This is a genomic window from Bradyrhizobium sp. SBR1B (assembly GCF_014198205.1).
GTDB lineage: Bacteria > Pseudomonadota > Alphaproteobacteria > Rhizobiales > Xanthobacteraceae > Bradyrhizobium.
Map to the genome: position 1 here is coordinate 178289 of NZ_JACIHC010000004.1, position 20802 is coordinate 199090.

The 20802-nt window shown below is 65.9% G+C and carries 15 protein-coding genes; 8 read left to right on the forward strand and 7 right to left on the reverse strand.

The genetic code is table 11. The features are described from left to right. Positions 1–7: 7 nt before the first annotated feature. Positions 8–1393, reverse strand: a complete 1386-nt coding sequence (locus GGD61_RS12600) for a hypothetical protein (RefSeq protein WP_092257976.1) — start codon at positions 1391–1393, stop codon at positions 8–10. A gap of 174 nt (positions 1394–1567) precedes the next feature. Between GGD61_RS12600 and glmU the strand changes: the two genes are divergently transcribed. After that, a complete protein-coding gene (glmU, locus tag GGD61_RS12605; protein WP_092257980.1) occupies positions 1568–2923 on the forward strand; it encodes a bifunctional UDP-N-acetylglucosamine diphosphorylase/glucosamine-1-phosphate N-acetyltransferase GlmU in 1356 nt (451 codons plus the stop codon). 145 nt (positions 2924–3068) lie between these two features. Here glmU and GGD61_RS12610 read toward each other — a convergent pair whose 3' ends face one another. Then, the gene (locus GGD61_RS12610) at positions 3069–3287 is read right to left on the reverse strand and encodes a hypothetical protein (protein WP_018317962.1); all 219 of its coding nucleotides are present in this window, start codon (positions 3285–3287) and stop codon (positions 3069–3071) included. Between the two features lie 221 nt (positions 3288–3508). Between GGD61_RS12610 and glmS the strand changes: the two genes are divergently transcribed. The 3 genes from glmS to GGD61_RS12625 all read left to right on the forward strand — a co-directional run bounded on the left by glmS (position 3509) and on the right by GGD61_RS12625 (position 7153). Beyond that, positions 3509–5335 (forward strand): glutamine--fructose-6-phosphate transaminase (isomerizing), encoded by a 1827-nt coding sequence (gene glmS, locus GGD61_RS12615; RefSeq protein ID WP_092257986.1) that lies wholly within the window; start codon positions 3509–3511, stop codon positions 5333–5335. 84 nt (positions 5336–5419) lie between these two features. Further along, positions 5420–6190 (forward strand): DUF502 domain-containing protein, encoded by a 771-nt coding sequence (locus GGD61_RS12620; RefSeq protein ID WP_018317964.1) that lies wholly within the window; start codon positions 5420–5422, stop codon positions 6188–6190. 105 nt (positions 6191–6295) lie between these two features. After that, on the forward strand, positions 6296–7153 hold the full coding sequence (locus tag GGD61_RS12625) for an NAD(P)-dependent oxidoreductase (protein WP_092258606.1): 858 nt from the start codon (positions 6296–6298) through the stop codon (positions 7151–7153). Between the two features lie 110 nt (positions 7154–7263). Here GGD61_RS12625 and recG read toward each other — a convergent pair whose 3' ends face one another. Beyond that, positions 7264–9372: an ATP-dependent DNA helicase RecG gene (recG, locus tag GGD61_RS12630; protein WP_092257989.1), complete on the reverse strand. Its 2109-nt coding sequence runs from the start codon at positions 9370–9372 to the stop codon at positions 7264–7266. Between the two features lie 185 nt (positions 9373–9557). Here recG and GGD61_RS12635 point away from each other — a divergent pair, with 185 nt between their 5' ends. Together GGD61_RS12635 and mfd are read left to right on the forward strand one after the other, a co-directional pair. Next, entirely contained in the window at positions 9558–9848 is a 291-nt protein-coding gene (locus tag GGD61_RS12635) for a succinate dehydrogenase assembly factor 2 (protein ID WP_092257992.1), read from the forward strand. Continuing rightward, positions 9845–13363 carry a transcription-repair coupling factor gene (mfd, locus tag GGD61_RS12640; RefSeq protein WP_092257995.1) on the forward strand — a complete coding sequence of 1173 codons (3519 nt, stop codon included), beginning with the start codon at positions 9845–9847 and terminating at the stop codon, positions 13361–13363. The genes GGD61_RS12635 and mfd overlap by 4 nt, the downstream gene beginning before the upstream one ends. A gap of 115 nt (positions 13364–13478) precedes the next feature. Here mfd and GGD61_RS12645 read toward each other — a convergent pair whose 3' ends face one another. From GGD61_RS12645 to GGD61_RS12655, 3 genes are all read right to left on the reverse strand, one after another. Beyond that, positions 13479–14702 (reverse strand): hypothetical protein, encoded by a 1224-nt coding sequence (locus tag GGD61_RS12645; protein WP_092257998.1) that lies wholly within the window; start codon positions 14700–14702, stop codon positions 13479–13481. Between the two features lie 85 nt (positions 14703–14787). Continuing rightward, positions 14788–16290, reverse strand: a complete 1503-nt coding sequence (locus GGD61_RS12650; RefSeq protein ID WP_092258001.1) for a class I adenylate-forming enzyme family protein — start codon at positions 16288–16290, stop codon at positions 14788–14790. Between the two features lie 4 nt (positions 16291–16294). Then, positions 16295–18139, reverse strand: a complete 1845-nt coding sequence (locus GGD61_RS12655; RefSeq protein WP_177237201.1) for an extracellular solute-binding protein — start codon at positions 18137–18139, stop codon at positions 16295–16297. A 261-nt stretch (positions 18140–18400) separates the two neighbouring features. On the opposite strand from GGD61_RS12655, the gene GGD61_RS12660 reads away from it, so the two are divergent. Further along, positions 18401–19219: an invasion associated locus B family protein gene (locus tag GGD61_RS12660; RefSeq protein ID WP_018317972.1), complete on the forward strand. Its 819-nt coding sequence runs from the start codon at positions 18401–18403 to the stop codon at positions 19217–19219. Between the two features lie 74 nt (positions 19220–19293). Here GGD61_RS12660 and hspQ read toward each other — a convergent pair whose 3' ends face one another. After that, positions 19294–19626, reverse strand: a complete 333-nt coding sequence (hspQ, locus tag GGD61_RS12665) for a heat shock protein HspQ (RefSeq protein ID WP_018317973.1) — start codon at positions 19624–19626, stop codon at positions 19294–19296. A 106-nt stretch (positions 19627–19732) separates the two neighbouring features. Here hspQ and GGD61_RS12670 point away from each other — a divergent pair, with 106 nt between their 5' ends. Then, positions 19733–20686, forward strand: a complete 954-nt coding sequence (locus tag GGD61_RS12670) for an AEC family transporter (RefSeq protein ID WP_018317974.1) — start codon at positions 19733–19735, stop codon at positions 20684–20686. The last annotated feature ends 116 nt before the right edge of the window (positions 20687–20802 follow it).

Consider the following 20802-nt stretch of genomic DNA (forward strand, 5'->3'; position numbering starts at 1 on the left):
GCAATGTTTATCGCCTGAAGAACGACGACAGCGTCGATCCCGCGGACGCAGACGCAGTCTCCGGCTTCGCCGGAGCCGGCTGTGCCGCAGGCGGGGGCGCGGGCTCCTCGCGCTTCGACGAGCGCTTGGAGGAGTAGCTGCGGCGGCGTTGCGGCTTCTCGGGCTTTGCGCTCGGCGCGGGCGCGGTTTCGGCTTGCGGGACCGCGTCCTGGCTCTTCTCGGAGTTCTTCTCTTGAACTCTGTCCTGGGACTTCTCTTGTCCCTTCTCCGAACCGCCGCGCATCGACAGGCGCTGGCCGTCGAAGACGGTGGTCTCGCAGTGACGATCGTTCTCGGCGAGGCTCGCGCAGAATTTTGCGGCGGCAGCAGCGTTGACCAGCGGGCCGGCACCCAGGCGGAGTTGCATGCCGAGGCCGGTGTTGCCTTCCTTGATCATGATGATCGGTCGCAGCGCTGCGATCTCCGGATTGGATTTGCTCAGGCCGCGCCAGAGCGCGCGCAGGCCGTCGATCGAATTTGCGCCGCCGAGGTCGATCGCAAAACGCGTCTGCTGGACCGCGATGGCGGGGGATTCGTTCTCGGCGGCCTCAGGCGCCTTCGCGGCTGTCGCGACGACCTCGGTCGGGGCGGGCGCCGGCTCGACCTTCTTTTCAGCGGCCTTCTCGTTTGACTCGGGCTGAATCAATTTCGACGCCGCCGGATCGGGCGGCGCCATGATCGACTTGGACGGCACCAGCGGTATGGTCGGCAGCGCCGAAGTCGTTGCCAGCGGCTGCTGCACGAGCGAGGCGGCGGCGGCAGTCTGCGGTGGCAGGCTCGACGGCTCCTTTGAAACTTCCTTGAGCGTATCCTTGACCGTTTCCTTCGGGGTATCCTTGGGCGTGTCCTTGGCGGCCTCGGTCCGCGGCTTGTCGCCGGCGGAGGCGGGGGTCGAGGCGACGGGCGCGACGCTGGGGGCCGTGGGCGCGGCATCCTGCGGCTTGCCGGCCTGCGGCGGGGTGGTGGGCTGCTTGGCGATGGCGCCGGTGACGGAATCGAGCCCTTGCTCGACCACAGTGACGCGCGAATAGAGCCGGTCGCGATCTGTGTTCAGTGTCTCGATGGCGGCCGCGAGCCGGCGGGCCTCGTTCTGGCTCTCCTTGGCCAGCGCCTGGAGCCGCTCCGCCTGGCGCGCGAGATCGGCGGACGCGACCTGGTCGCGCCGCCATCCGAGCTGAGCCTGGTTGGCCATTACGGCGATGACGACGGCGCCTACCGCCGCAACACCCCAAGAGCCCAGCCGCCACATCATGCGGCGGTCGAACGCGCTTTCCTCGGCTACAAGTCCGGAGAACAGCCCGCCGGTCTCCTTGGTGCCGAAGGCATCCGCCAGTGGGTCGGAATCCTTTGCCATGAACGTTAAGTACCCAGCCCTGTCCGGCTTCCCCGAATCAATCAGGGAACATTAACAGGAAAAGCGTGTCGCACTTGAATTCCGGGCGTTTGCGGGGGTAGCAAGGCAATAGCTTTTGAGGACGGCTGCCCGCCCGTCGCGCCAATTGATTCGGCCTTATCTGACAGGATTTCGATGACCGCCCGTTCCAGCCTCACGATCGTGCTCGCCGCCGGCGAAGGCACCCGCATGCGATCGAGCCTGCCGAAAGTGCTGCATCCGGTAGCCCACCAGACCTTGCTCGCCCACGTGCTCGCCGCCGCACCCAAGGGAACCGGCACCTCGCTCGCGGTCGTGATTGGTCCCGACCACCAGGCCGTCGCGGACGAGGCAAAGCGCATCAGGCCCGACGCGCTCACCTTCGTGCAAGCCGAGCGGCTCGGCACCGCGCATGCTGTGCTGGCGGCGCGCGAGGCGATCGCGCGCGGCGTCGATGATCTCCTGATCGCCTTTGGCGATACGCCGCTGATTTCGGCCGAAACCTTTGCGCGGCTGCGTGCGCCGCTCGCCAGGGGCGCCGCGATTGCCGCGCTCGGCTTTCGTGCCGTCGATCCCACCGGCTATGGCCGCTTCATCGTCGAGGGCGAACGCCTGGTCGCGATCCGCGAGCAGGCCGATGCGAGCGCTGAGGAGCGCAAGATCGATCTGTGCAATGCCGGCGTGATGGCGATCGACGGTCGCCGGGCGCTCGCGATCCTGGACAAAATCGGCAATGCGAATTCCAAGGGCGAATATTATCTGACCGACGCCGTCGGCATCGTCCGCGAACAGGGATGGGAGTCTGTGGTGATCGAGACCAGCGAGGACCAGGTGCGCGGCATCAACACCAAGGCACAGCTTGCGGAAGCAGAAGGCGTGATGCAGGCGCGCTTGCGCAAAGCGGCGATGGAAGCCGGCGTCACGCTGATCGCGCCGGAGACGGTTTATCTCGCCGCCGACACAGTGTTCGGCAAGGACGTGACGATCGAGCCCTTCGTGGTGATCGGCCCCGGCGTGTCGATCGCCGACGGCACCGTGATCCATTCCTTCTCGCATATCGTGCAGACGACGCTGGGCAAGAACGTTTCGATCGGCCCCTATGCGCGCTTGAGGCCCGGCACCTCGCTCGGCGACGGCGCGCGCATCGGCAATTTCGTGGAGACCAAGGCAGCGACGCTGGAGGCCGGCGTCAAGGTCAATCATCTCTCCTATATCGGTGACGCCACCGTCGGCGCCAATTCCAACATCGGCGCCGGCACCATCACCTGCAACTACGACGGCTTCAAAAAGCATAAGACGACCATCGGGCAGGGCGCCTTCGTCGGCACCAATTCGTCGCTGGTTGCCCCGGTGAAAATCGGCAATGGCGCCTATATCGGCTCCGGCTCGGTCATCACCCGCGACGTGCCCGACGACGCCATGGCGCTGGAGCGCAACCAGCAGACCATCCGGGAAGGCGGCGCGGCGCGCTATCGCGAGCTGAAGACGGGCGGGAAGAAACCGGAGAAATAGGCACTATTCTGTTGTGTCGCAGCGCACTCCGCCCTGATCCTGAGGGCCCGCTGGAAGCGGGCGTCTCGAAGGACGGCCGCGGGCGAGATGCGGGCCTTCATGGTTCGAGACGCGCTTCTCACCATGAGGGGCTTCTTACGTGGTCTTACTCGTCGTCGGCGAATTCGGAGAAGATCGCGCGGGTCAGGCGCCAGCCGCGCGGCTTGGCGCGTTTGGCCGGCTCGCCTTGAGCGTGCTTCAGGAAGACCGGCTTGCTCTCCTTGCCGCGCTGGGGCGGCGGCCAATGCGCCAGGTGCGTGCCCGTGGTTTCGCTGGCGCGTAAGTACATCGATGACAGACCTTTGCGGTCGGACGAGCCTTTCATGGCTTTGCTCTCCTGCACCGGAATCGTTGGTCAAACATATTGACAACAAGTTAACGTGCGCGGTCTAAGGCCGGCCAATTCGACGCAGGCGAAGCTCAGGTTGCGGTCCATGCTGTCTCAATCCGCAATAAATATTGAGTATATCGTTCCCTGGGATTTTCGCTAAAAACCGAGTGCGTCGTTTAGGCGATTTTTCGACGATTTGGGGGATAGTGATCCGCATGTGCGGGATTGTCGGCATTCTCGGGCGCGAGCCGGTTGCAGAGCAGCTGGTGGATTCGCTCAAACGTCTTGAATATCGCGGCTATGACTCGGCGGGCGTCGCCACGCTCGAAGGCAAGCACCTCGAGCGCCGGCGCGCCGAGGGCAAGCTTAAGAACCTGGAGAAGCGGCTGGAAGCCGAGCCGCTCCTGGGCACCACCGGCATCGGCCACACCCGCTGGGCCACCCACGGCAAGCCCACCGTCAACAACGCCCATCCGCACGCGACCGATCGCGTCGCCGTGGTCCACAACGGCATCATCGAGAATTTCCGCGAGCTGCGCGAGGAGCTCGAGAAAAAGGGCACGGTGTTCCACACCGAGACCGACACCGAGATCGTGCTGCATCTGGTCGACGATTTGCTCACGCGCGGCAACACGCCGGTCGAAGCCGTCAAGCTGGCGCTGGGGCGGCTCCGCGGCGCCTTCGCGCTTGGCTTCATCTTCGCCGGCGATGGCGACCTGATGATCGGCGCCCGCAACGGGCCGCCGCTGGCGATCGGCTATGGCGACGGCGAGATGTATCTCGGCTCCGATGCCATCGCGCTCGGCCCGTTCACCGACACGATCAGCTATCTCGAGGACGGCGACTGGGTCGTGTTGACGCGCAAAAGCGCGTCGATCTTCGACAAGGACGGCAATGCCGTCCAGCGCGACAAGATCAAGCATGCCGCCTCGACCTCGCTGGTCGACAAGGCGAACTATCGCCACTTCATGGCGAAGGAGATCCACGAGCAGCCGGAAGTGGTCGGCCATACGCTGGCGCGATACGTCGACATGGCGACCGAACGTGTCGCGCTGCCGGTCAAGCTGCCGTTCAACTTCAAGAACATCCAGCGCATCAACATTACGGCGTGCGGCACCGCGAGCTATGCCGGCTACGTCGCAAAATACTGGTTCGAGCGCTTTGCGCGCGTGCCGGTCGAGGTCGACGTCGCCTCCGAATTCCGCTACCGCGAGGCGCCCTTGCGCAAGGGCGATCTCGCCATCTTCATTTCGCAGTCGGGCGAGACCGCCGACACGCTTGCGGCACTGCGCTATGCCAAGGCCGAGGGCGTGCATACGGTCGCCGTCGTCAACGTCCCGACCTCGACGATCGCGCGCGAGAGCGAGACCGTGCTGCAGACGCTCGCGGGCCCCGAGATCGGCGTCGCCTCGACCAAGGCCTTCACCTGCCAGCTCATGGTGCTGGCAAACCTTGCGATCGCGGCCGGCAAGGCCAGAGGCGAATTGTCCGATGAGGACGAAACCAAGCTGGTTCACGGCCTCGTCGAAGTCCCGCGCCTGATGGCGGATGCGCTCACCACCGAGCTGCAGATCGAAAAGCTCGCGCACCGGATCGCCAAGTCCCGCGATGTGCTCTATCTCGGCCGAGGCACCAGCTTCCCGCTTGCGCTCGAAGGCGCGCTAAAGCTGAAGGAGATCTCCTACATCCACGCCGAGGGCTATGCCGCCGGCGAGCTCAAGCACGGGCCGATCGCGCTGATCGACGAGACCATGCCTGTCGTCGTCATCGCGCCGCACGACCGGGTGTTCGAAAAGACGGTGTCAAACATGCAGGAGGTCGCCGCCCGCGGCGGCAACATCATCCTGATGACGGACGCGAAGGGTGCGGAAGAGGCGACTGTCGAGTCCCTCGTCACCATCGTCATGCCCGACATGGCGGCGGCCTTCACTCCGATGGTCTATGCCGTCCCCGTCCAGCTGCTCGCCTATCACACGGCTGTCGTCATGGGGACCGACGTCGACCAGCCTCGCAATCTCGCGAAATCGGTGACCGTGGAATAGGCGGAAGGGATATCAGGCGGTCGCGGTCTTCCAAAACCTGCTAGAAGACCCTAGCTTGTGTGCTGCGACCGACCTGGAACCCGAATGACCCCCCGCGACGACGCGCCTGCGCCTCTTGATCCGCTCCCGGAACCGCATACCGGCCTGATGGGCCGCTTCCGCAACTATTTTCTGACTGGCCTCGTGGTGACGGGGCCGATCGCCATCACCCTGTATCTGGTCTGGTGGTTCGTCACCTGGGTCGACGGCGTGGTGCGGCCGTTCGTGCCGCTGGCCTATCGGCCGGAAACCTATCTGCCGTATGTCGTTCCCGGCTGGGGACTGGTTGTCGCATTTTTCACGCTGACGCTGGTCGGTTTCCTCGCGGCCAATCTGATCGGCCGGACGCTCGTCGATGTCGGCGAAACGTTCCTCGGCCGGATCCCGGCGGTGCGCGCCATCTATCGCGGCCTGAAACAAGTGTTCGAGACGCTGTTCTCGGGCAAGGGCTCGAGCTTCCGCAAGGTCGGACTGGTCGAGTTTCCCTCGCCGGGCATGTGGTCGATCGTACTGATCTCGCAATCGCCGAACGAGGACATCGCGCGCAACCTGCCGGGGCAGGAGGAGCACGTCTCGGTGTTCCTGCCGTGCTCGCCGAACCCAACCACCGGCTTCTTCTTCTATGTCCCGAAGAGCAAGATCATCGAGGTCGACCTCACCGCCGAGGACGCGGCGACGCTGATCATGTCGGCCGGCGTGGTGCAGCCGGGCTCGGCACCCGATCCGAAAAAGGCTGCAGCACTCGCGGGCATGGCGAATGCCGCGCGCATCGCCAACGCGTCCGCGCTTCAGCCCGAGCCTGCGAAGGTGGAGTAGGGCCATTCCGCTGCGGGATGGCCGTCGGTCACGCGCGCGTTCGCATCCTCTGATAGTCTCCGGTTCGCCTGAGCGCCTCGCTCGGAATTCGATCTGGAGTACATGATGTCCAAGACCATTGCGATTCTCGCACCCGGCGCCATGGGCGGCGCCGTCGCCCGCCGCCTCGTTGAGCATGGCGCGCGCGTGCTGACGTCTTTGGACGGGCGGAGCGAGGCGACGCGGAAACGCGCGGCGGAAGCCGGCATGGTCGGTGCCGATGACAATCAAATTGCGGGCGCCGACATCATCCTCTCGATCGTGCCGCCGGGCGAAGCCGTCGCGCTGGCTGAACGGCTGGCCGCGCTGATCGTCAGGCGCGACAAGAAGCCAATCGTGGTCGATTGCAACGCCGTCAACGTCGATACCGTGCAGAGAATTGAGGAGATCATCGGCTCGGCGCAGGCGCCGTTCGTCGATGGCGGCATCATCGGTTTTCCGCCGCAGCCGGGCGGCAAGAGCCCGGCCTTTTATGTGTGCGGCGAGCACGCGAAGGACGTCGCGGTGCTGAAGGATTTTGGCCTCGATGTGCGAATCGTCGAGGGCCCGGTCGGCGCGGCGTCGGCTCTAAAGATGTCCTACGCCGGCATCGTCAAGGGCCTCGCCGGCATCGGCTCGGCCATGGTGGTCGCGGCGACGAAAGCGGGCGCTGCGGATGCGCTGCGCGACGAACTGGCGCTGAGCCAGCCCGCGGTCCTGACGCGGCTCGAAGTCGCGCTGCCCGACATGATCCCCAAGGCCTATCGCTGGGTTGCCGAGATGCGGGAGATTTCCGGCTTTCTCGGCCCGGATCATCCGGCGAGCCAGATCTACGAGGGGTTTGCGCGCTGGTTCGAGCATCTCGCCGAGGACGCGAAAGGCGAGGCGGCGGATGCGGCGCTGATGAAGGCGTTTGCCGCGGGGATCGCGCGGAAGAAGGCCTAGTGGCCCCGCACCATCGCTCCGGCAGTTTGGTCGAAGTGCGCGGGTCTGTGTCCATGCGTCATTGCTTCGCTGCGCTCGCAATGACGAGGAGGAGACGTCGCGCCTGAACCTCAACCCGCCCCAATCAGCGGGATCGCCTCATCGCGCTCATACAGATACAAGAGGCAGCGCAGAGCTTCGCCGCGCTCGCCCTTCAGCTTTGGATCGTCCTTGAGGATGCGCAGCGCCTCGTCTCTGGCCTGGGTGATGAGCTGGCCGTGGACCTCCGAGCGCGCGATGCGGTAGCCGGGCAGGCCGCTCTGGCGCACGCCCAGCACGTCGCCTTCGCCGCGCAGCTTGAGGTCTTCCTCGGCGATGCGAAAACCGTCGGTGGTCTCGCGGATCACCTTCAGCCGCGCCTTCGACATCTCGCCGAGCGGCTCCGAATAAAGCAGCAGGCAGGTCGAGGCCTCCGAGCCGCGCCCGATGCGGCCGCGCAGCTGGTGCAGCTGGGCAAGGCCAAAACGCTCGGCATTCTCGATCACCATGATGGTCGCCGCCGGCACGTCGACGCCGACCTCGACCACGGTGGTCGCGACCAGAAGGCCGATCTCGTGGGCGGCGAACTGGCCCATCACGCGGTCCTTCTCGGCACCCTTCATCTGGCCGTGGACGAGGCCGACGCGCTCGCCAAAACGCTTCTGCAGGCTCTCGAAACGTTTCGTCGCGTTGGTGAGGTGTTCGGTGCCTTCGGCCTCGGACTCCTCGACCAGCGGGCAAATCCAGTAAACCAGCTTGCCGGCCTGCAGCGCGCGGCCGATGCTGTCAGTGACTTCGGCGAGGCGGCTGATCGATATGGTGCGGGTTTCGATCGGCTGGCGGCCGGCCGGCTTTTCGCGCAGCTCGGAAATGTCCATGTCGCCGAAATAGGTCAGCACCAGCGTGCGCGGGATCGGCGTCGCGCTCAGCACCAGCACGTCGACCGCTTCGCCCTTGGACGTGAGCGCGAGGCGTTCGCGCACGCCGAAGCGGTGCTGCTCGTCGACGATGGCGAGGGCGAGATCGTGAAAGATCACGTCGTCCTGGATCAGGGCGTGGGTGCCGACGACGAGGTCGATCTCGCCGGCTTCGAGCTGCGCCAGCAGCTCGCGCCGCTCCTTGCCCTTTTCACGGCCGGTGAGGATCGCGACCCGCATGCCCGCGCGCTCGGCGAGCGGCGCGATGGTCTTGATGTGCTGCCGCGCCAGAATTTCGGTTGGGGCCATCAGCGCCGCCTGCTTTCCCACTTCGGCGACGGCTGCGGCCGCGAGAAGCGCGACCACGGTCTTGCCGGAGCCGACGTCGCCCTGCAACAGACGCAGCATGCGCACCGGCTGTTGCAGGTCCTCGGCGATCGCGGCCGCTGCGCTGCGCTGAGAGGGCGTCAGCGCATAGGGCAGGGCGTCGATGATCTTGTTGCGCAGGTGACCGTCACCGGCGTTGCGGACGCCGGCCGGGCGGCGGAGTTGCGCGCGGATCAGGGCGAGCGCGAGCTGGCCGGCCAGGAGCTCGTCAAAGGCAAGGCGCGACCAGAACGGCTGGTCGGGCAGGATGTCCGTCAGCTCGACCGGCTGATGCACGCGGTTGAGCGCTTCAGAGATCGGCGGGAAACTGCAGCGGCGCATCACCTCCGGGCTGATCCATTCCGGCAACGAAGGCAGCTTCTGCAGCGCCTGCGCGATCGCGCGGCGGAGCGAGCCGAGCGCCAGGCCTTCCGTCAGCGGATAGACCGGATCGATCCCTGAGAGTTTCGAGATCGCTTCCTCGTCCAGCACGCGGTCGGGATGCACGATCTGCGGGATGCCTTCATACATCTGCAGCGTGCCGGAGACGTAGCGCTTCTCGCCCGTTGGCAGCAGTTTTTCGACATAGCCGGGCTTGGCGCGGAAGAAGGTCAGCACGACGTCGCCGGTGTCGTCGCTGGCATAGACGAGATAGGGCGCGCGCGCGTTGCGCGGCGGAGGCGGGCGGTGGCGGTCGACGGTGACCTCCAGCGTCACCATGGTTCCGACCGCCGCGTCGCGGATTTTTGGCCGCGCCCGGCGGTCGATCACCTGGCTCGGAAGGTGCAGGAGCAGATCGACCAGCCGCGGCGTCTCGTTGCGGCTGAGCAGGTACTGCAGCAGCTTGTCCTGCTTCGGACCGACGCCGGGCAGGCTGGTCACGGGGGCAAACAGTGGATTGAGCAGGCTGGGGCGCATGGATGCGAATCTAGGATCGTTTCGGCCCGTCATGCCCGGCTTTATGCCGGGCATCCACGGCTTTTTTCGCGGCCGCAACCCGGGCGGCAGGCTTGCCAAATCGAGGGCTGACACGGCCACCCCGAATGGCTATATCAGCCCCGCCCGGCACGTCCGGGCTTTCTGCGTTTGACTGGATTTGAGACATGACGGGAACGACACGATCGAGCAGCGGGCTGGACGACCGCCGCAAGCGGCTTTTGTTCCGCTGCTGGCACCGCGGCACGCGCGAGATGGACCTGATCCTCGGCCGCTTCGCGGATGCCGAGATCGGCAATCTGTCCGACGCCGAGCTCGATGAGCTCGAGACGCTGCTCGAGGTCAACGATCCCGATCTCTATGCTGCCATCACCGGTGACAAGGTGCTGCCGGCCGATGTCACCGGCGCGCTGTTTGCCCGCATCAAGGCCTATCCGATCGCGGACCGCGACGCATGAAGCAGGCAATGAAATCTCCGGCCGAGCTGCTTGCGCCCGGCCGTGTGCTGACGCTCGCCAATGTCGCGGAAGGCGCCGAAGGCCTTGTCGTCTCCGATCTCGCCCGCGCCATCGCGGCGCGGCCGAAGAAGCCGGCCGTCAGCCTTGCCGTGGTCTGCCGGGACGGCCCGCGCATGCAGCAGCTCGAACGCGCGCTGCAATTCTTCGCGCCCGATCTGCCGGTGCTGACTTTCCCGGCCTGGGACTGCCAGCCCTATGATCGCGTCTCGCCGCATGGCGGCATCTTGGCACAACGCCTGACCACGCTGGCACGGCTGGCCTCGCTCACCGGCAGCGACAAGCCGCTGATCGTGCTGACCACGGTGAACGCGGTGGTGCAGCGCGTGCCCGCGCGCGAGCTCGTCGCGGCGCAGGCACTGTCGGTTGCTCCCGGCAACGTGGTGCCGATGGACACTATCGTCGCCTGGCTCGAGCACAACGGTTACAACCGCTCCTCGACCGTGCGCGAGCCCGGTGAATACGCCGTGCGCGGCGGCATCCTCGATCTGTTTCCGGCCGGCCTCGATCAGCCTGTCCGCTTCGACTTCTTCGGCGACAGCCTGGAATCGATCCGCTCCTTCGACGCCGAGACCCAGCGCACGCTGCTCGACATGCGCTCGCTCGACCTGGTGCCGATCTCGGAATTTCAGCTCGTCACCGACACCATCCGCCGATTCCGCATGGGCTATGTCGCCGAGTTCGGCGCGCCCGAACGCGACGATGCGCTGTATGAGGCAGTCAGCGAGGGCCGCCGCCATCCCGGCATGGAGCACTGGCTGCCGCTGTTCCAGGATCGGATGGACACGCTGTTCGACTATCTGCAAGGCGCGCCCATCGCGATCGAGCCGCAGGCCGAGGACGCCGTCCGCGAGCGCTTCAAGCAGATCCAGGACTATTACGAGGCCCGCCGCGACGCCATGGAGCATCCTGGCGGCGGCGCCATTTACAAGCCGCTGCCGCCAGACCGGCTTTATCTGACCGGCGAGGAATGGACCCAGCGCGAGAGCGACATGCCGCTGCTGCGGCTGACGCAGTTCTCGGTTCCGGCTGACGGGACCAGTGTCGTCGACGCCGGTGCCCGCAAGGGCCGCGATTTCGCGCCGGAGCGCAACGACACGACGGTCAACGTGTTCGAATCCGTGGTCAGCCATGTCATGGCGCTGCACGCCCAGCGCAAGAAGGTCGTGATCGCGCTCTGGAGCGAAGGCTCGCGCGACCGCATGAATTCGATGTTGCGCGACCACAAGTTGGCCCACACCACCAGCGTCAACTCCTGGCGAACGGTGCAGGCGACCCCGCGCAACGAGACCATGCTCGCCGTGCTCGGCCTCGAAAGCGGCTTCGAGACCGACGAGATCGCGCTCATCAGCGAGCAGGACATCCTTGGCGATCGCCTGGTGCGGCCGCGCAAGGCCAGCCGCAAGCTCGACAATTTCATCTCGGAGGTGACGAGCCTTGCCGCGGGCGACATCGTCGTCCACGTCGATCACGGCATCGGCCGTTTCATCGGCCTCCAGACCCTCGATGTCGCGGGTGCGCCGCATGACTGTCTCGAGCTGCATTATGCCGCCGAAACAAAACTGTTCCTGCCGGTCGAGAACATCGAGCTATTGTCACGCTACGGCTCGGACCAGACCACGGTCGAGCTCGATCGCCTCGGTGGCGGTGGCTGGCAGACCCGCAAGGCCAAGCTCAAGAACCGCATCCGCGAGATCGCGGGCGAGCTGATCAAGATCGCCGCCGCGCGCCATCTGCACGAAGCGCCCAAGCTGCCGGTGCAGCAGGGCCTCTATGACGAGTTTTGCGCGCGCTTCCCCTATGACGAGACCGAGGACCAGCTAGGCGCGATCGAATCCACGCTGAAGGATCTCGAACTTGGCCGTCCCATGGACCGGCTGATCTGCGGCGACGTCGGCTTCGGCAAGACCGAGGTGGCGTTGCGCGCGGCCTTTGCCGTGGCCCTCGAAGGCAAGCAGGTCGCCGTCGTGGTGCCGACCACACTGCTGGCGCGCCAGCACGCAAAGACCTTCACCGAGCGCTTCAAGGGCTTTCCGGTCAACGTGGCGCAGGCCTCGCGCCTGGTCGCGACCAAGGAGCTCAATCTGGTCAAGAAGGGCATCGCCGACGGTTCGGTCGACATTGTCGTCGGCACCCACGCGTTGCTCGGCAAGGCCATCAAGTTCCGCGACCTCGGCCTCGTCATCGTCGACGAGGAGCAGCATTTTGGCGTCACTCACAAGGAGCGGCTGAAGGCGCTGCGCTCCGAGGTGCACGTGCTGACGCTGTCGGCGACGCCGATCCCGCGCACGCTGCAACTGGCGCTGACCGGCGTTCGCGAGCTCTCGATCATTGCCTCGCCCCCGGTCGATCGCCTCGCGGTGCGCACCTTCGTCGCCCCGCATGATCCGCTGATGATCCGCGAGGCGCTGCTGCGTGAGCGCTATCGCGGCGGCCAGGCGTTCTACGTGGTGCCGCGCATCGACGACCTCGCCGAGGTCAAGGATTTCCTCGACAAGAACGTGCCGGAGATGAAGGTCGCGGTCGCGCACGGCCAGATGCCGCCCGCGGTGATTGAAGACATCATGACCGCGTTCTACGACGGCAAGTTCGACATCCTGCTGTCCACCACGATCGTCGAGTCCGGCCTCGACATTCCCAACGCCAACACGCTGATCGTGCACCGTGCCGACATGTTCGGTCTGGCCCAGCTCTATCAGCTGCGCGGCCGCGTCGGCCGTTCCAAGCTGCGCGCCTATGCGCTGTTCACACTGCCGGCGCAGCAGAAGATCACGGCGCAGGCCGAACGCCGGCTCACGGTGCTGCAATCGCTGGAGACGCTGGGGGCAGGCTTCCAGCTCGCCTCGCACGATCTCGACATTCGCGGCGCCGGCAATCTGCTCGGCGAGGAGCAGTCCGGCCACATCAAGGAGGTCGGCTTCGAGCTCTATCAGTCGATGCTGGAGGAGGCGATCGTCAACCTCAAGGCCGGCGTCTCCGAGCCTGCGGCGGACCGCTGGTCGCCGTCGATCACCATCGGCATGCCCGTGCTCATCCCGGAGGATTACGTCGGCGATCTCTCGGTGCGGCTGTCGCTGTACCGGCGTCTGGCCGATCTCGACACCGAGGAGGAGATCGAGAATTTTGGCGCGGAGATGCGCGATCGCTTCGGCGTGCTGCCGGACGAGGTGCGCTACCTCTTCAAGGTCGCCGCGATCAAGGCGTTCTGCCGCCGCGCCAATGTCGGCAAGATCGACGCCGGCCCGAAGGGTGCCGTCATCGCCTTCCGCGACAATTCCTTCGCCTATCCCGACCGCCTGGTGTCGTTCATCCGCAGCTACGGCCAGGCCGCCAAGGTGCGGCCCGACATGAAGGTGGTGTTCCTGCAGGATTGGGAAACGCCGGAAGAGCGGCTCGTTGGGACGACGGAGATCCTGCGGCAGCTGGCGCAGCTCGCGGAGAGCAAGAAGGCGGCGTGAGGATCGGGCGAGATATCGTAGGGTGGGCGAAGCGAAGCGTGCCCACCATCTTTCAAAGACGAGGGATATCGTGGGCACGCTTCGCTTTGCCCACCCTACGACAGCGAGGTTGTAATTACGACGCCGCTCGCGACGCATCCGCGGACAGCCGCCCCAGCAACGACCTTGCCGTATCCGACGGCGACAGCGAATCCACGCTGACGACGGGCTCGCTGCGCATCTCGTGCTTGCCGTTGGAGGTATGCCGCATCACCGCCGAGAGGCGGCGGGCGATCATGTGAGCGGTACGGAAGTCGGTTTCCGCGAACACGACGATGACCGAGCCGTCCTTCTGCGCCGCGCCGAAATCCATCTGCCGCATCAGGCGGCTGAGGATGCGGGCAGCATCGAGCTGGGCGCGGGAATTGCCGGGGTCGAAGGCGAAGCGTGCGACGGAGAGACCGCCGCCGCGGGCCAGCGTCTGCTCGACCGCCTTGGCGAAATCGCGGGCGAAGGCTTCGACCGTCAGCAGGCCGCTGCGCGGATCGAGCCAGCCGCCGGCATCGATCGAGCGCAGCGTGCGGCTCAATTGTGCTTCCATCGCATGCTGGCGGATCAGGGGCAGTGCATTGGCCGCGACCTTCGCCGGCTCGCCCGGGATCAGCTCGAGATTGGGCAGGTCGTAAGTCTGCGTCAGCTGGTGCGCGGTGACGACGACGGGCAGGCTGCGGAAGCGGGTGTCCTCGGCAAGCACCGTGAGAAAGGCGTCGGTGACGCGCGCGGTAAAACCTTCGGCGAGCACGACGCCGTCGAGGTCGCGGGTGTTGAGGTGTTTCGCGGCGGCCTCGATCGAGAGCGCGCCGACCACGCCGGCGCGTTCGCCGAGCGCGACGGAGAGCGCGGGATAGGCCGAGCCGCGGCCGATCAGGAGCACGGTGGCATCGCGGGCCGGATCGCCTTCCGGCAACGCGACCTTCACTTCCGGCAGCCGGCGCAGCACCGTGGCATGCAGAGTGCGCACGCGCAAAGCGGCGCGAAGCCGCGCGATCAGGCGGTCGGAATTGCCGCCGCGCGAAGAGAACGGCAGGGCGTTGTGAGGCAGCATGCCCATCGCATCGAGGGCCACGAAGGGAAGGTAAAGCGGCTGGTCGGCGATCTTCTTGGCGAGCGGCGCAATATGCGGCTCGTGACCGCCGGACATCTGGGCGAGAACCGCGGCCGGCTGGACCTGCTCGACCGCGTGCGCTGCGCTGGCCCAGTCGGTGTCGACGACGGGAAAGAGCCGGGCCTCGTCCAGCGCCGCAATGAAGGGCGGCCGCTCGGCATTGGACACAAACAGGATCGGGCCCGCCTGGGACATTCGCAAACTCTGATCACGCGACAGATGCCCCGCAATCTAGTTTGGCCGCCTTAATGCAGCGTCAACGCACCAGGCGAAACTGCGGCTAGACCGGGCCGGAACGGTCGCGAAAAGCTTCGACCATCAGGGGGTTAAGCCCGAGCTCGCTGAGCGCCTCGCGGGCTCGGGTATTGTCCTGGGCGCGTCCGGCCAGCCGGTGGCCGGACAGCCGATCGGGCAGCGCGGTGAGCAGGGCGCCCTGGCCGAGCCGGCGTGCCCATTCCTGGAGGTCGTTGGAGAGGAAGCGGTAGCCGCCGACGGCCATGATACCGGAGGGGGGCGCGGTGATGCAGATTGCGCCGCTCGGACGGTCGAGCCGGGCGGCATAGCCGGTGTCGACATAGTCTCGCGGCGGCTGCGCGATCAGCGTGTCGCCGACCGGCTGCGGCGGGGCATAGGCCGCGATCGGCACCATCGCGCCGCGCAGGCCGAGCGTCCCCTTCGGCGTCAGCAGGATCTCGCCGGCAATGGACGAGCCGGATTGCTCGCGCGGAGCGCCATGCGGCCCGGGCATCACCGCAACGGGCATGCCGTCCTCGCCGCGGCGGGCGCCGAACAGCCCGGCCTCGCCGAACAGGTAGACGTCGGTCAGCGGGGCATGTGGCGCGATCCAGGCATCGCTCGCCGCCACCTGCTCGGGCGCGCGCCACAGGCCGACGACGTTGCGCAAGGTCGGCATCCGCGCCGCCAGATCGGCATCGCCGAGCCGCAAGGCAAGCTGCGCCGGCGCGATCAGCACCTCGCATCCATGCTCGTTGATCTGCTGCTCCAGCACATCGTTCTCGAACGGATGATGTAGCGCCAGCGCGCCGCCGGAGAGCAGCCACACCGCGAGCGAGGAGGCGAGCCCTGCGAACGACATCGGTGTGAATGCCGCCATCACGGTCGCGCCCTGCCGGATGTCGGCTTCCAGCGACATCGCAAGGCCACCGGCGATCACGCTGAAATGCGGTCGCGGTACCGGGCGAAAGCCTTCCGCGGTGACGTCGAAGGAGATCATCGCCGCCTTGCGGCCGTCCTGGATCACGGCGCGCGTGGTGCCCGGCGGGCGGGCCAACACGTCGTCGAGCGAAGCCATGCCTTCGGGCAGGTCGCCTCCGAACCCGCAGACGTGACGGATCGAGAAGGCTTCGGCGGCGGCATGCATCGCCAGATCGGCATAGCTGACGCCGTCGACCGTGCTCATGGTAACGATGGCGCGCGCCGCGGTGCGGTTGAGCGCGGCGGTGAGTTCCGCGTGCCGCCAGAGCAGCGGCAGCACGGCGACGACGAGGCCGGCGCGATGGGCGGCGAGCACCGTCAGCACGAACTCGACCGTATTGGGCAGCTGGATGGCGATGACGGAATTGGCCGGCAGGCCCGATTCGACGAAATAGGCCGACAGCGCCTCGATGGCCGTGTCGGCCTCGGCATAGGTCATCCGCCGCGGCTGGTGCCCGGTCACGCGGGCCTTGTTCAGCGGGTCGAGCAGGGCGGGCGCGTGCGGCTGCCGCATCAGCGTGCGCTGAAACAACGTGTCGAGCGTCGGCGATATTGCTGGCTGGTTCACGGCGTCACTTTGCTTGATGAGCTTGCGGCTGCCCCTTCGACCACCAGGTCTCCGGCAGATAGCCTGAGAGTGAGGTGGCCTTGGGCCGTTCTATCCGATTCCAGCGCGCGATCCATTGCTCGGATACGTTAAACAGGGGGATTGTGTAGAAGCCCGCGATCAGGGCGCGGTCGAGCGCCCGCACCGACGAGACGAAATCCGTATGTTCACGGGCCTCGAGCAGGGCGGCGATCATGGCATCGACCGCGCCATCCCTGGCGCCCATGTAGTTGCGCGTCCCCGGATTGTCCGCGGCAGCGCTGCCCCAATAGAAATATTGCTCGTTGCCGGGCGACAGCGACTGGTCCCAGCGGTTCTGGATCATGTCGAATTCGTAAGCGAGCCGGCGCTGGTCGAACTGCACGGGATCGACGGTTCGCACGCTCGGCTCGATGCCGGCGCGCTTGAGGTCGCGCTGGAACGCGAGCGCGATACGCTCCTGATCGCGGGTCGTGACCAGGATCTCGAAGGTGAAGGGCGCCTTGGTCGCGCGGTTGCGCAGCACCGTGCCGTCGAGCTCGTAGCCGGCGTCCGACAGCAGCTTCAGCGCCGCGCGCAGCGTGGTGCGATCGCGTCCCGATCCGTCGGTCACGGGAAGGCGGTAGCTGCCGTCCATGATGTCGGGCCGAATTTGCGCGGCGAAGGGTTTGAGCAGCTCGCGCTCGCGCGCGTCCGCAGGCCGGCCATAGGCCGACAGGTCCGAGCCGGCGAAATAGCCGGCCACGCGCGAATAAAGTCCGAAAAAGTAGTTGCGGTTGACCAGCTCGAAATCGAACAGAAGCGTCAGCGCCTGGCGCACGCGGATGTCGGCGAAGATCGGACGGCGGGTGTTGAACACCAGGAATTCGGAGGGTTGCGGCAGGCCCGGCTTGACGGTGTCACGGATCACCTCGCCGCTTTTTGCGGCCGGAAAATCGTAGCCGTCGTGCCAGCGCAGCGGCTCGTGCTCGACGCGGAAATCATAAAGGCCGCGCTTGAAGGCTTCGAACTGGCCGTTGGCCTCGCGAAAATAGTCGAGCCGGATTTCGTCGAAATTGTAGAGCCCGCGGTTGATGGCAAGGTCGCGGCCCCAATAGTCGGGATTGCGGGTCAGCGTCACGCTGGCGCCGGGCTTCACGGCCGTGACGCGATAGGGTCCGGAGCCAATCGGGCTCGCCAGCGTCGTCTCCTCGAAGGTCGCGACGTCGACCGCTTGCTTCGACAGGATCGGCATCAGGCCGAGGATCAGCGGCAGCTCGCGGTCGTTGGCGCCTGCGAGGTCGAAGCGGACGGTGAGGGAATCGGTCGCCTCGGCCTTGGCGACTTTGGCGTAGTACTGCCGATGGTTGGGACGGCCATGATCGCGCAGCAGCTGCCAGGAGAACAGCACGTCTTCGGCCGTGACCTGCTTGCCGTCGGAGAAACGGGCGCGCGGATCGAGGTGGAACGTGATGAAGCTTCGCTCGTCGTCGGTTTCGACGCTCCTGGCGAGCAGGCCATAGAGCGTGAACGGTTCGTCATTGCCGCGCGCGAGCAGGCTCTCGACCACGTAGCTCCGCATCTGCTGCACGGCCAATCCCCTCACGATGAAGGGATTGAGGCTGTCGAAGGTTCCGAGAACACCCCAGGTCAAGCGGCCGCCTTTGGGGGCATCGGGATTGGCATAGGGCATGTGGGTGAAATCGGCCGGCATCGCCGGCTTGCCGTGCATGGCGATGGCGTGGGCTTCCTCGGCCCGCGCGCCGCCAGCGGACAGCCCGACCGCGAGCATAGAGCCAAGGACGCAAAGGCGGAGACCGGGGCCCTCGAAAAGGCGCTGGAACTTGAACATCGGCACACGTTGATTCGAGGACCGGCTAGCCTCGAATCCTATCACAGGGAATTTCACCGGGCGCAGCCGCGGATGTGGCCAAAGACGGTTGTCGGCATTGATCTTTTCGTCGGCCACGTTAAGAAGGCGGGCAATCGCGCAAGAGCGCCGAGCCCGTCACTTATCTGCCTCAATTGACGGGAAGAGAGCCGCGCCCAAGGCGGCTTGGTTCGGCGCTTCGGAGCGGTTCGGGCGCTTCCCGTTCAGAAAGGGTTTTCCGCAATGAATTTCCGTTACTTGGCCGCGTCCGTCCGGCCGCGTGGGCGACTTCTCGCCCTGTTGACGGCGACGGCGTTGGCCGTTCCGTTTGCCGCCGAGGCCCAGACCCCGGCGCCGGCCCCGGGTGCGCCCAAGGCGACTCCGGCCCCGAAAGCGCCTCCCAAGGCCGCCCCGAAGGCTCCGGCACCGGCCGCTCAGGCCCCCGCCCAGCAGGCCCCCGCTGCAGGCGCTCCGGCGCAGCAGGGCGCGGCTCAGCCCGCCGATCAGCAGATCCAGCTGATCTACGCCCCCTGGACCAAGTTCTGCCTGAAGGGCCAGGACGCCAACGCCAAGCAGGTCTGCTTCACCGGCAAGGACGGCCGCATCGAATCGGGCCAGCCGGTCATCGCCGCCGTCATCATCGAGCCGGAAGGCGAGCCCAAGAAGATCCTGCGCGTGACGCTGCCGCTCGGCATGCAGCTCGTGCACGGCACCCGCATCATCGTCGACAGCAACGCGCCGCTGCAGCAGCCCTATGTGATCTGTTTCCAGAACGGCTGCATGTCCGATTACGAGGCGACGCCCGAGCTCATCAACAGCATGAAGAAGGGCCAGAATCTCGTTGTCCAGGCGATCAATGCCAACGGCGCGCCGCTGACCCTGCCGTTGCCGCTCGCCGGCGAATTCCAGAAGGCCTATGACGGTCCGCCGACCGATCCGAAGGTGTTCGAGGAAAATCAGAAGAAGCTCCAGGAAGAGCTTCAGAAGAAGGCTGATGAGCAGCGCAAGAAGCTCGAGCAGAGCGGTGCTGCCCCAGGGGCCGCTCCGGCCGGCCAGAAGTAATCGGGACCAGGGTCCTGGACATGAAAAAGGCGCTCTCACGAGCGCCTTTTTTGCTAGCCCTCTGCCAGTGAAATTCAGTTCAGCGAGGGATTGCGCGGGCGGTAGCCGCCATCCTTGTTCTTGATGAAGATCTCGGCCACCTGCGAGTGCCGGATCGGCTCGCCGGATTCGTCCGGCAACAGGTTCTGCTCGGACACGTAGGCGACGTATTCGGATTCCGCGTTCTCCGCGAGCAGGTGGTAGAACGGCTGGTCCTTGTGGGGCCGCACCTCCTCGGGGATCGACAGCCACCACTCCTCGGTGTTGTTGAATTCCGGATCGATGTCGAAGATCACGCCCCGGAACGAGAAGATCCGGTGGCGTACGACCTGTCCGATCTGGAATTTGGCGGTCCGCGCTTTAATCATTCCCCGTCGATAGACCAGGATTGTGGCCGATGCTAGTGGCCTCATCTGGAATTAACGTTCACTTCAGGGGCAGATAGCCCCCAAGTCTTCAGAAAATACTTCACCGATGGTCGATATCCTCAATCTGGCGCTACCTTATTTCGGTTTGATCTTCGTCGGTTTTGCCTGCGGCAAGGCCAAGTCCCTGCCGGAATCGGGCCTCGCCTGGATGAACTTCTTCCTGCTCTACGTGTCGCTGCCGGCGCTGCTGTTTGCGATCATGTCGAAGACGCCGTTTGCGGAATTGAACAACCCGCCGTTCCTGGTCGCGACCACGCTGTCGACGGTTGCGGCATTCACCCTGGCGCTGGTGGTCGGCAAGGTTCTGGGACGGCTGACATTGCGCGAGGCGACGCTCGCAGGTCTCTCCGGCGGCTACGGCAATATCGGCTATATGGGTCCTGGCCTGGCGCTCGCTGTGCTCGGGACCAAGGCTGCGGCGCCGACCGCGCTGATCTTCTGCTGCGACAGCATCTTCCTGTTCACGATCGTGCCGCTCCTGATCGAGCTCTCCGACCGCGACCATCCCTCGATCGTGCATGCCTTCGGCGTCGTGCTGAAGCAGATCGTGCTCAACCCGCTGATCATGTCGGCCTGCTTCGGTGCCGCGGTCGCGGCGCTGCATATCGAGATGCCGGTCGCGCTCGATCGCACCATCACCTTCCTCCAGAACGCCGCCGCTCCGACCGCTCTGTTCGTGCTCGGCGTGACCGTGGCGCTGCGTCCGTTCGACCGGGTGCCGTGGGAAGTGCCGGGCGTGATCGCGGTCAAGCTCCTGATCCATCCGCTGGCGGCGTTCGGCCTGATGCTGGCGTTCGGCCCCTTCGCGCAGCCCTGGGCTGCGACCGCCGTGCTGATGGCCTCGCTGCCGCCGGCGCTGAACGTGTTCGTCATCGCCCGGCAGAACGATGCCTGGATCGAATCCGCCTCCGTCGCGGTGCTGCTCGGGACCTTTGCATCCGTGGTCACGCTGACCAGCGTGATGTGGCTGCTTCAGAGCGGACGGCTGGTGTTTCCGTGAGAGCCAGAACTGCTGGCGATACGAACGGTGCGCCCCCTCTCCCGCTTGCGGGGGAGGGTTGGGGAGGGGATATCTCCACATTGGGATTGTCTGAAGTCTGCAGAGAAAATCCCTAA

Excerpts from the sequence above, each read along its gene's own strand:
- GGD61_RS12600 (WP_092257976.1), bottom strand. The coding sequence starts at position 1,393 with ATGGCAAAGGATTCCGACCCACTGGCGGATGCCTTCGGCACCAAGGAG.
- glmU (WP_092257980.1), top strand. The coding sequence starts at position 1,568 with ATGACCGCCCGTTCCAGCCTCACGATCGTGCTCGCCGCCGGCGAAGGC.
- GGD61_RS12610 (WP_018317962.1), bottom strand. The coding sequence starts at position 3,287 with ATGAAAGGCTCGTCCGACCGCAAAGGTCTGTCATCGATGTACTTACGC.
- glmS (WP_092257986.1), top strand. The coding sequence starts at position 3,509 with ATGTGCGGGATTGTCGGCATTCTCGGGCGCGAGCCGGTTGCAGAGCAG.
- GGD61_RS12620 (WP_018317964.1), top strand. The coding sequence starts at position 5,420 with ATGACCCCCCGCGACGACGCGCCTGCGCCTCTTGATCCGCTCCCGGAA.
- GGD61_RS12625 (WP_092258606.1), top strand. The coding sequence starts at position 6,296 with ATGTCCAAGACCATTGCGATTCTCGCACCCGGCGCCATGGGCGGCGCC.
- recG (WP_092257989.1), bottom strand. The coding sequence starts at position 9,372 with ATGCGCCCCAGCCTGCTCAATCCACTGTTTGCCCCCGTGACCAGCCTG.
- GGD61_RS12635 (WP_092257992.1), top strand. The coding sequence starts at position 9,558 with ATGACGGGAACGACACGATCGAGCAGCGGGCTGGACGACCGCCGCAAG.
- mfd (WP_092257995.1), top strand. The coding sequence starts at position 9,845 with ATGAAGCAGGCAATGAAATCTCCGGCCGAGCTGCTTGCGCCCGGCCGT.
- GGD61_RS12645 (WP_092257998.1), bottom strand. The coding sequence starts at position 14,702 with ATGTCCCAGGCGGGCCCGATCCTGTTTGTGTCCAATGCCGAGCGGCCG.
- GGD61_RS12655 (WP_177237201.1), bottom strand. The coding sequence starts at position 18,139 with ATGTTCAAGTTCCAGCGCCTTTTCGAGGGCCCCGGTCTCCGCCTTTGC.
- GGD61_RS12660 (WP_018317972.1), top strand. The coding sequence starts at position 18,401 with ATGAATTTCCGTTACTTGGCCGCGTCCGTCCGGCCGCGTGGGCGACTT.
- hspQ (WP_018317973.1), bottom strand. The coding sequence starts at position 19,626 with ATGATTAAAGCGCGGACCGCCAAATTCCAGATCGGACAGGTCGTACGC.
- GGD61_RS12670 (WP_018317974.1), top strand. The coding sequence starts at position 19,733 with ATGGTCGATATCCTCAATCTGGCGCTACCTTATTTCGGTTTGATCTTC.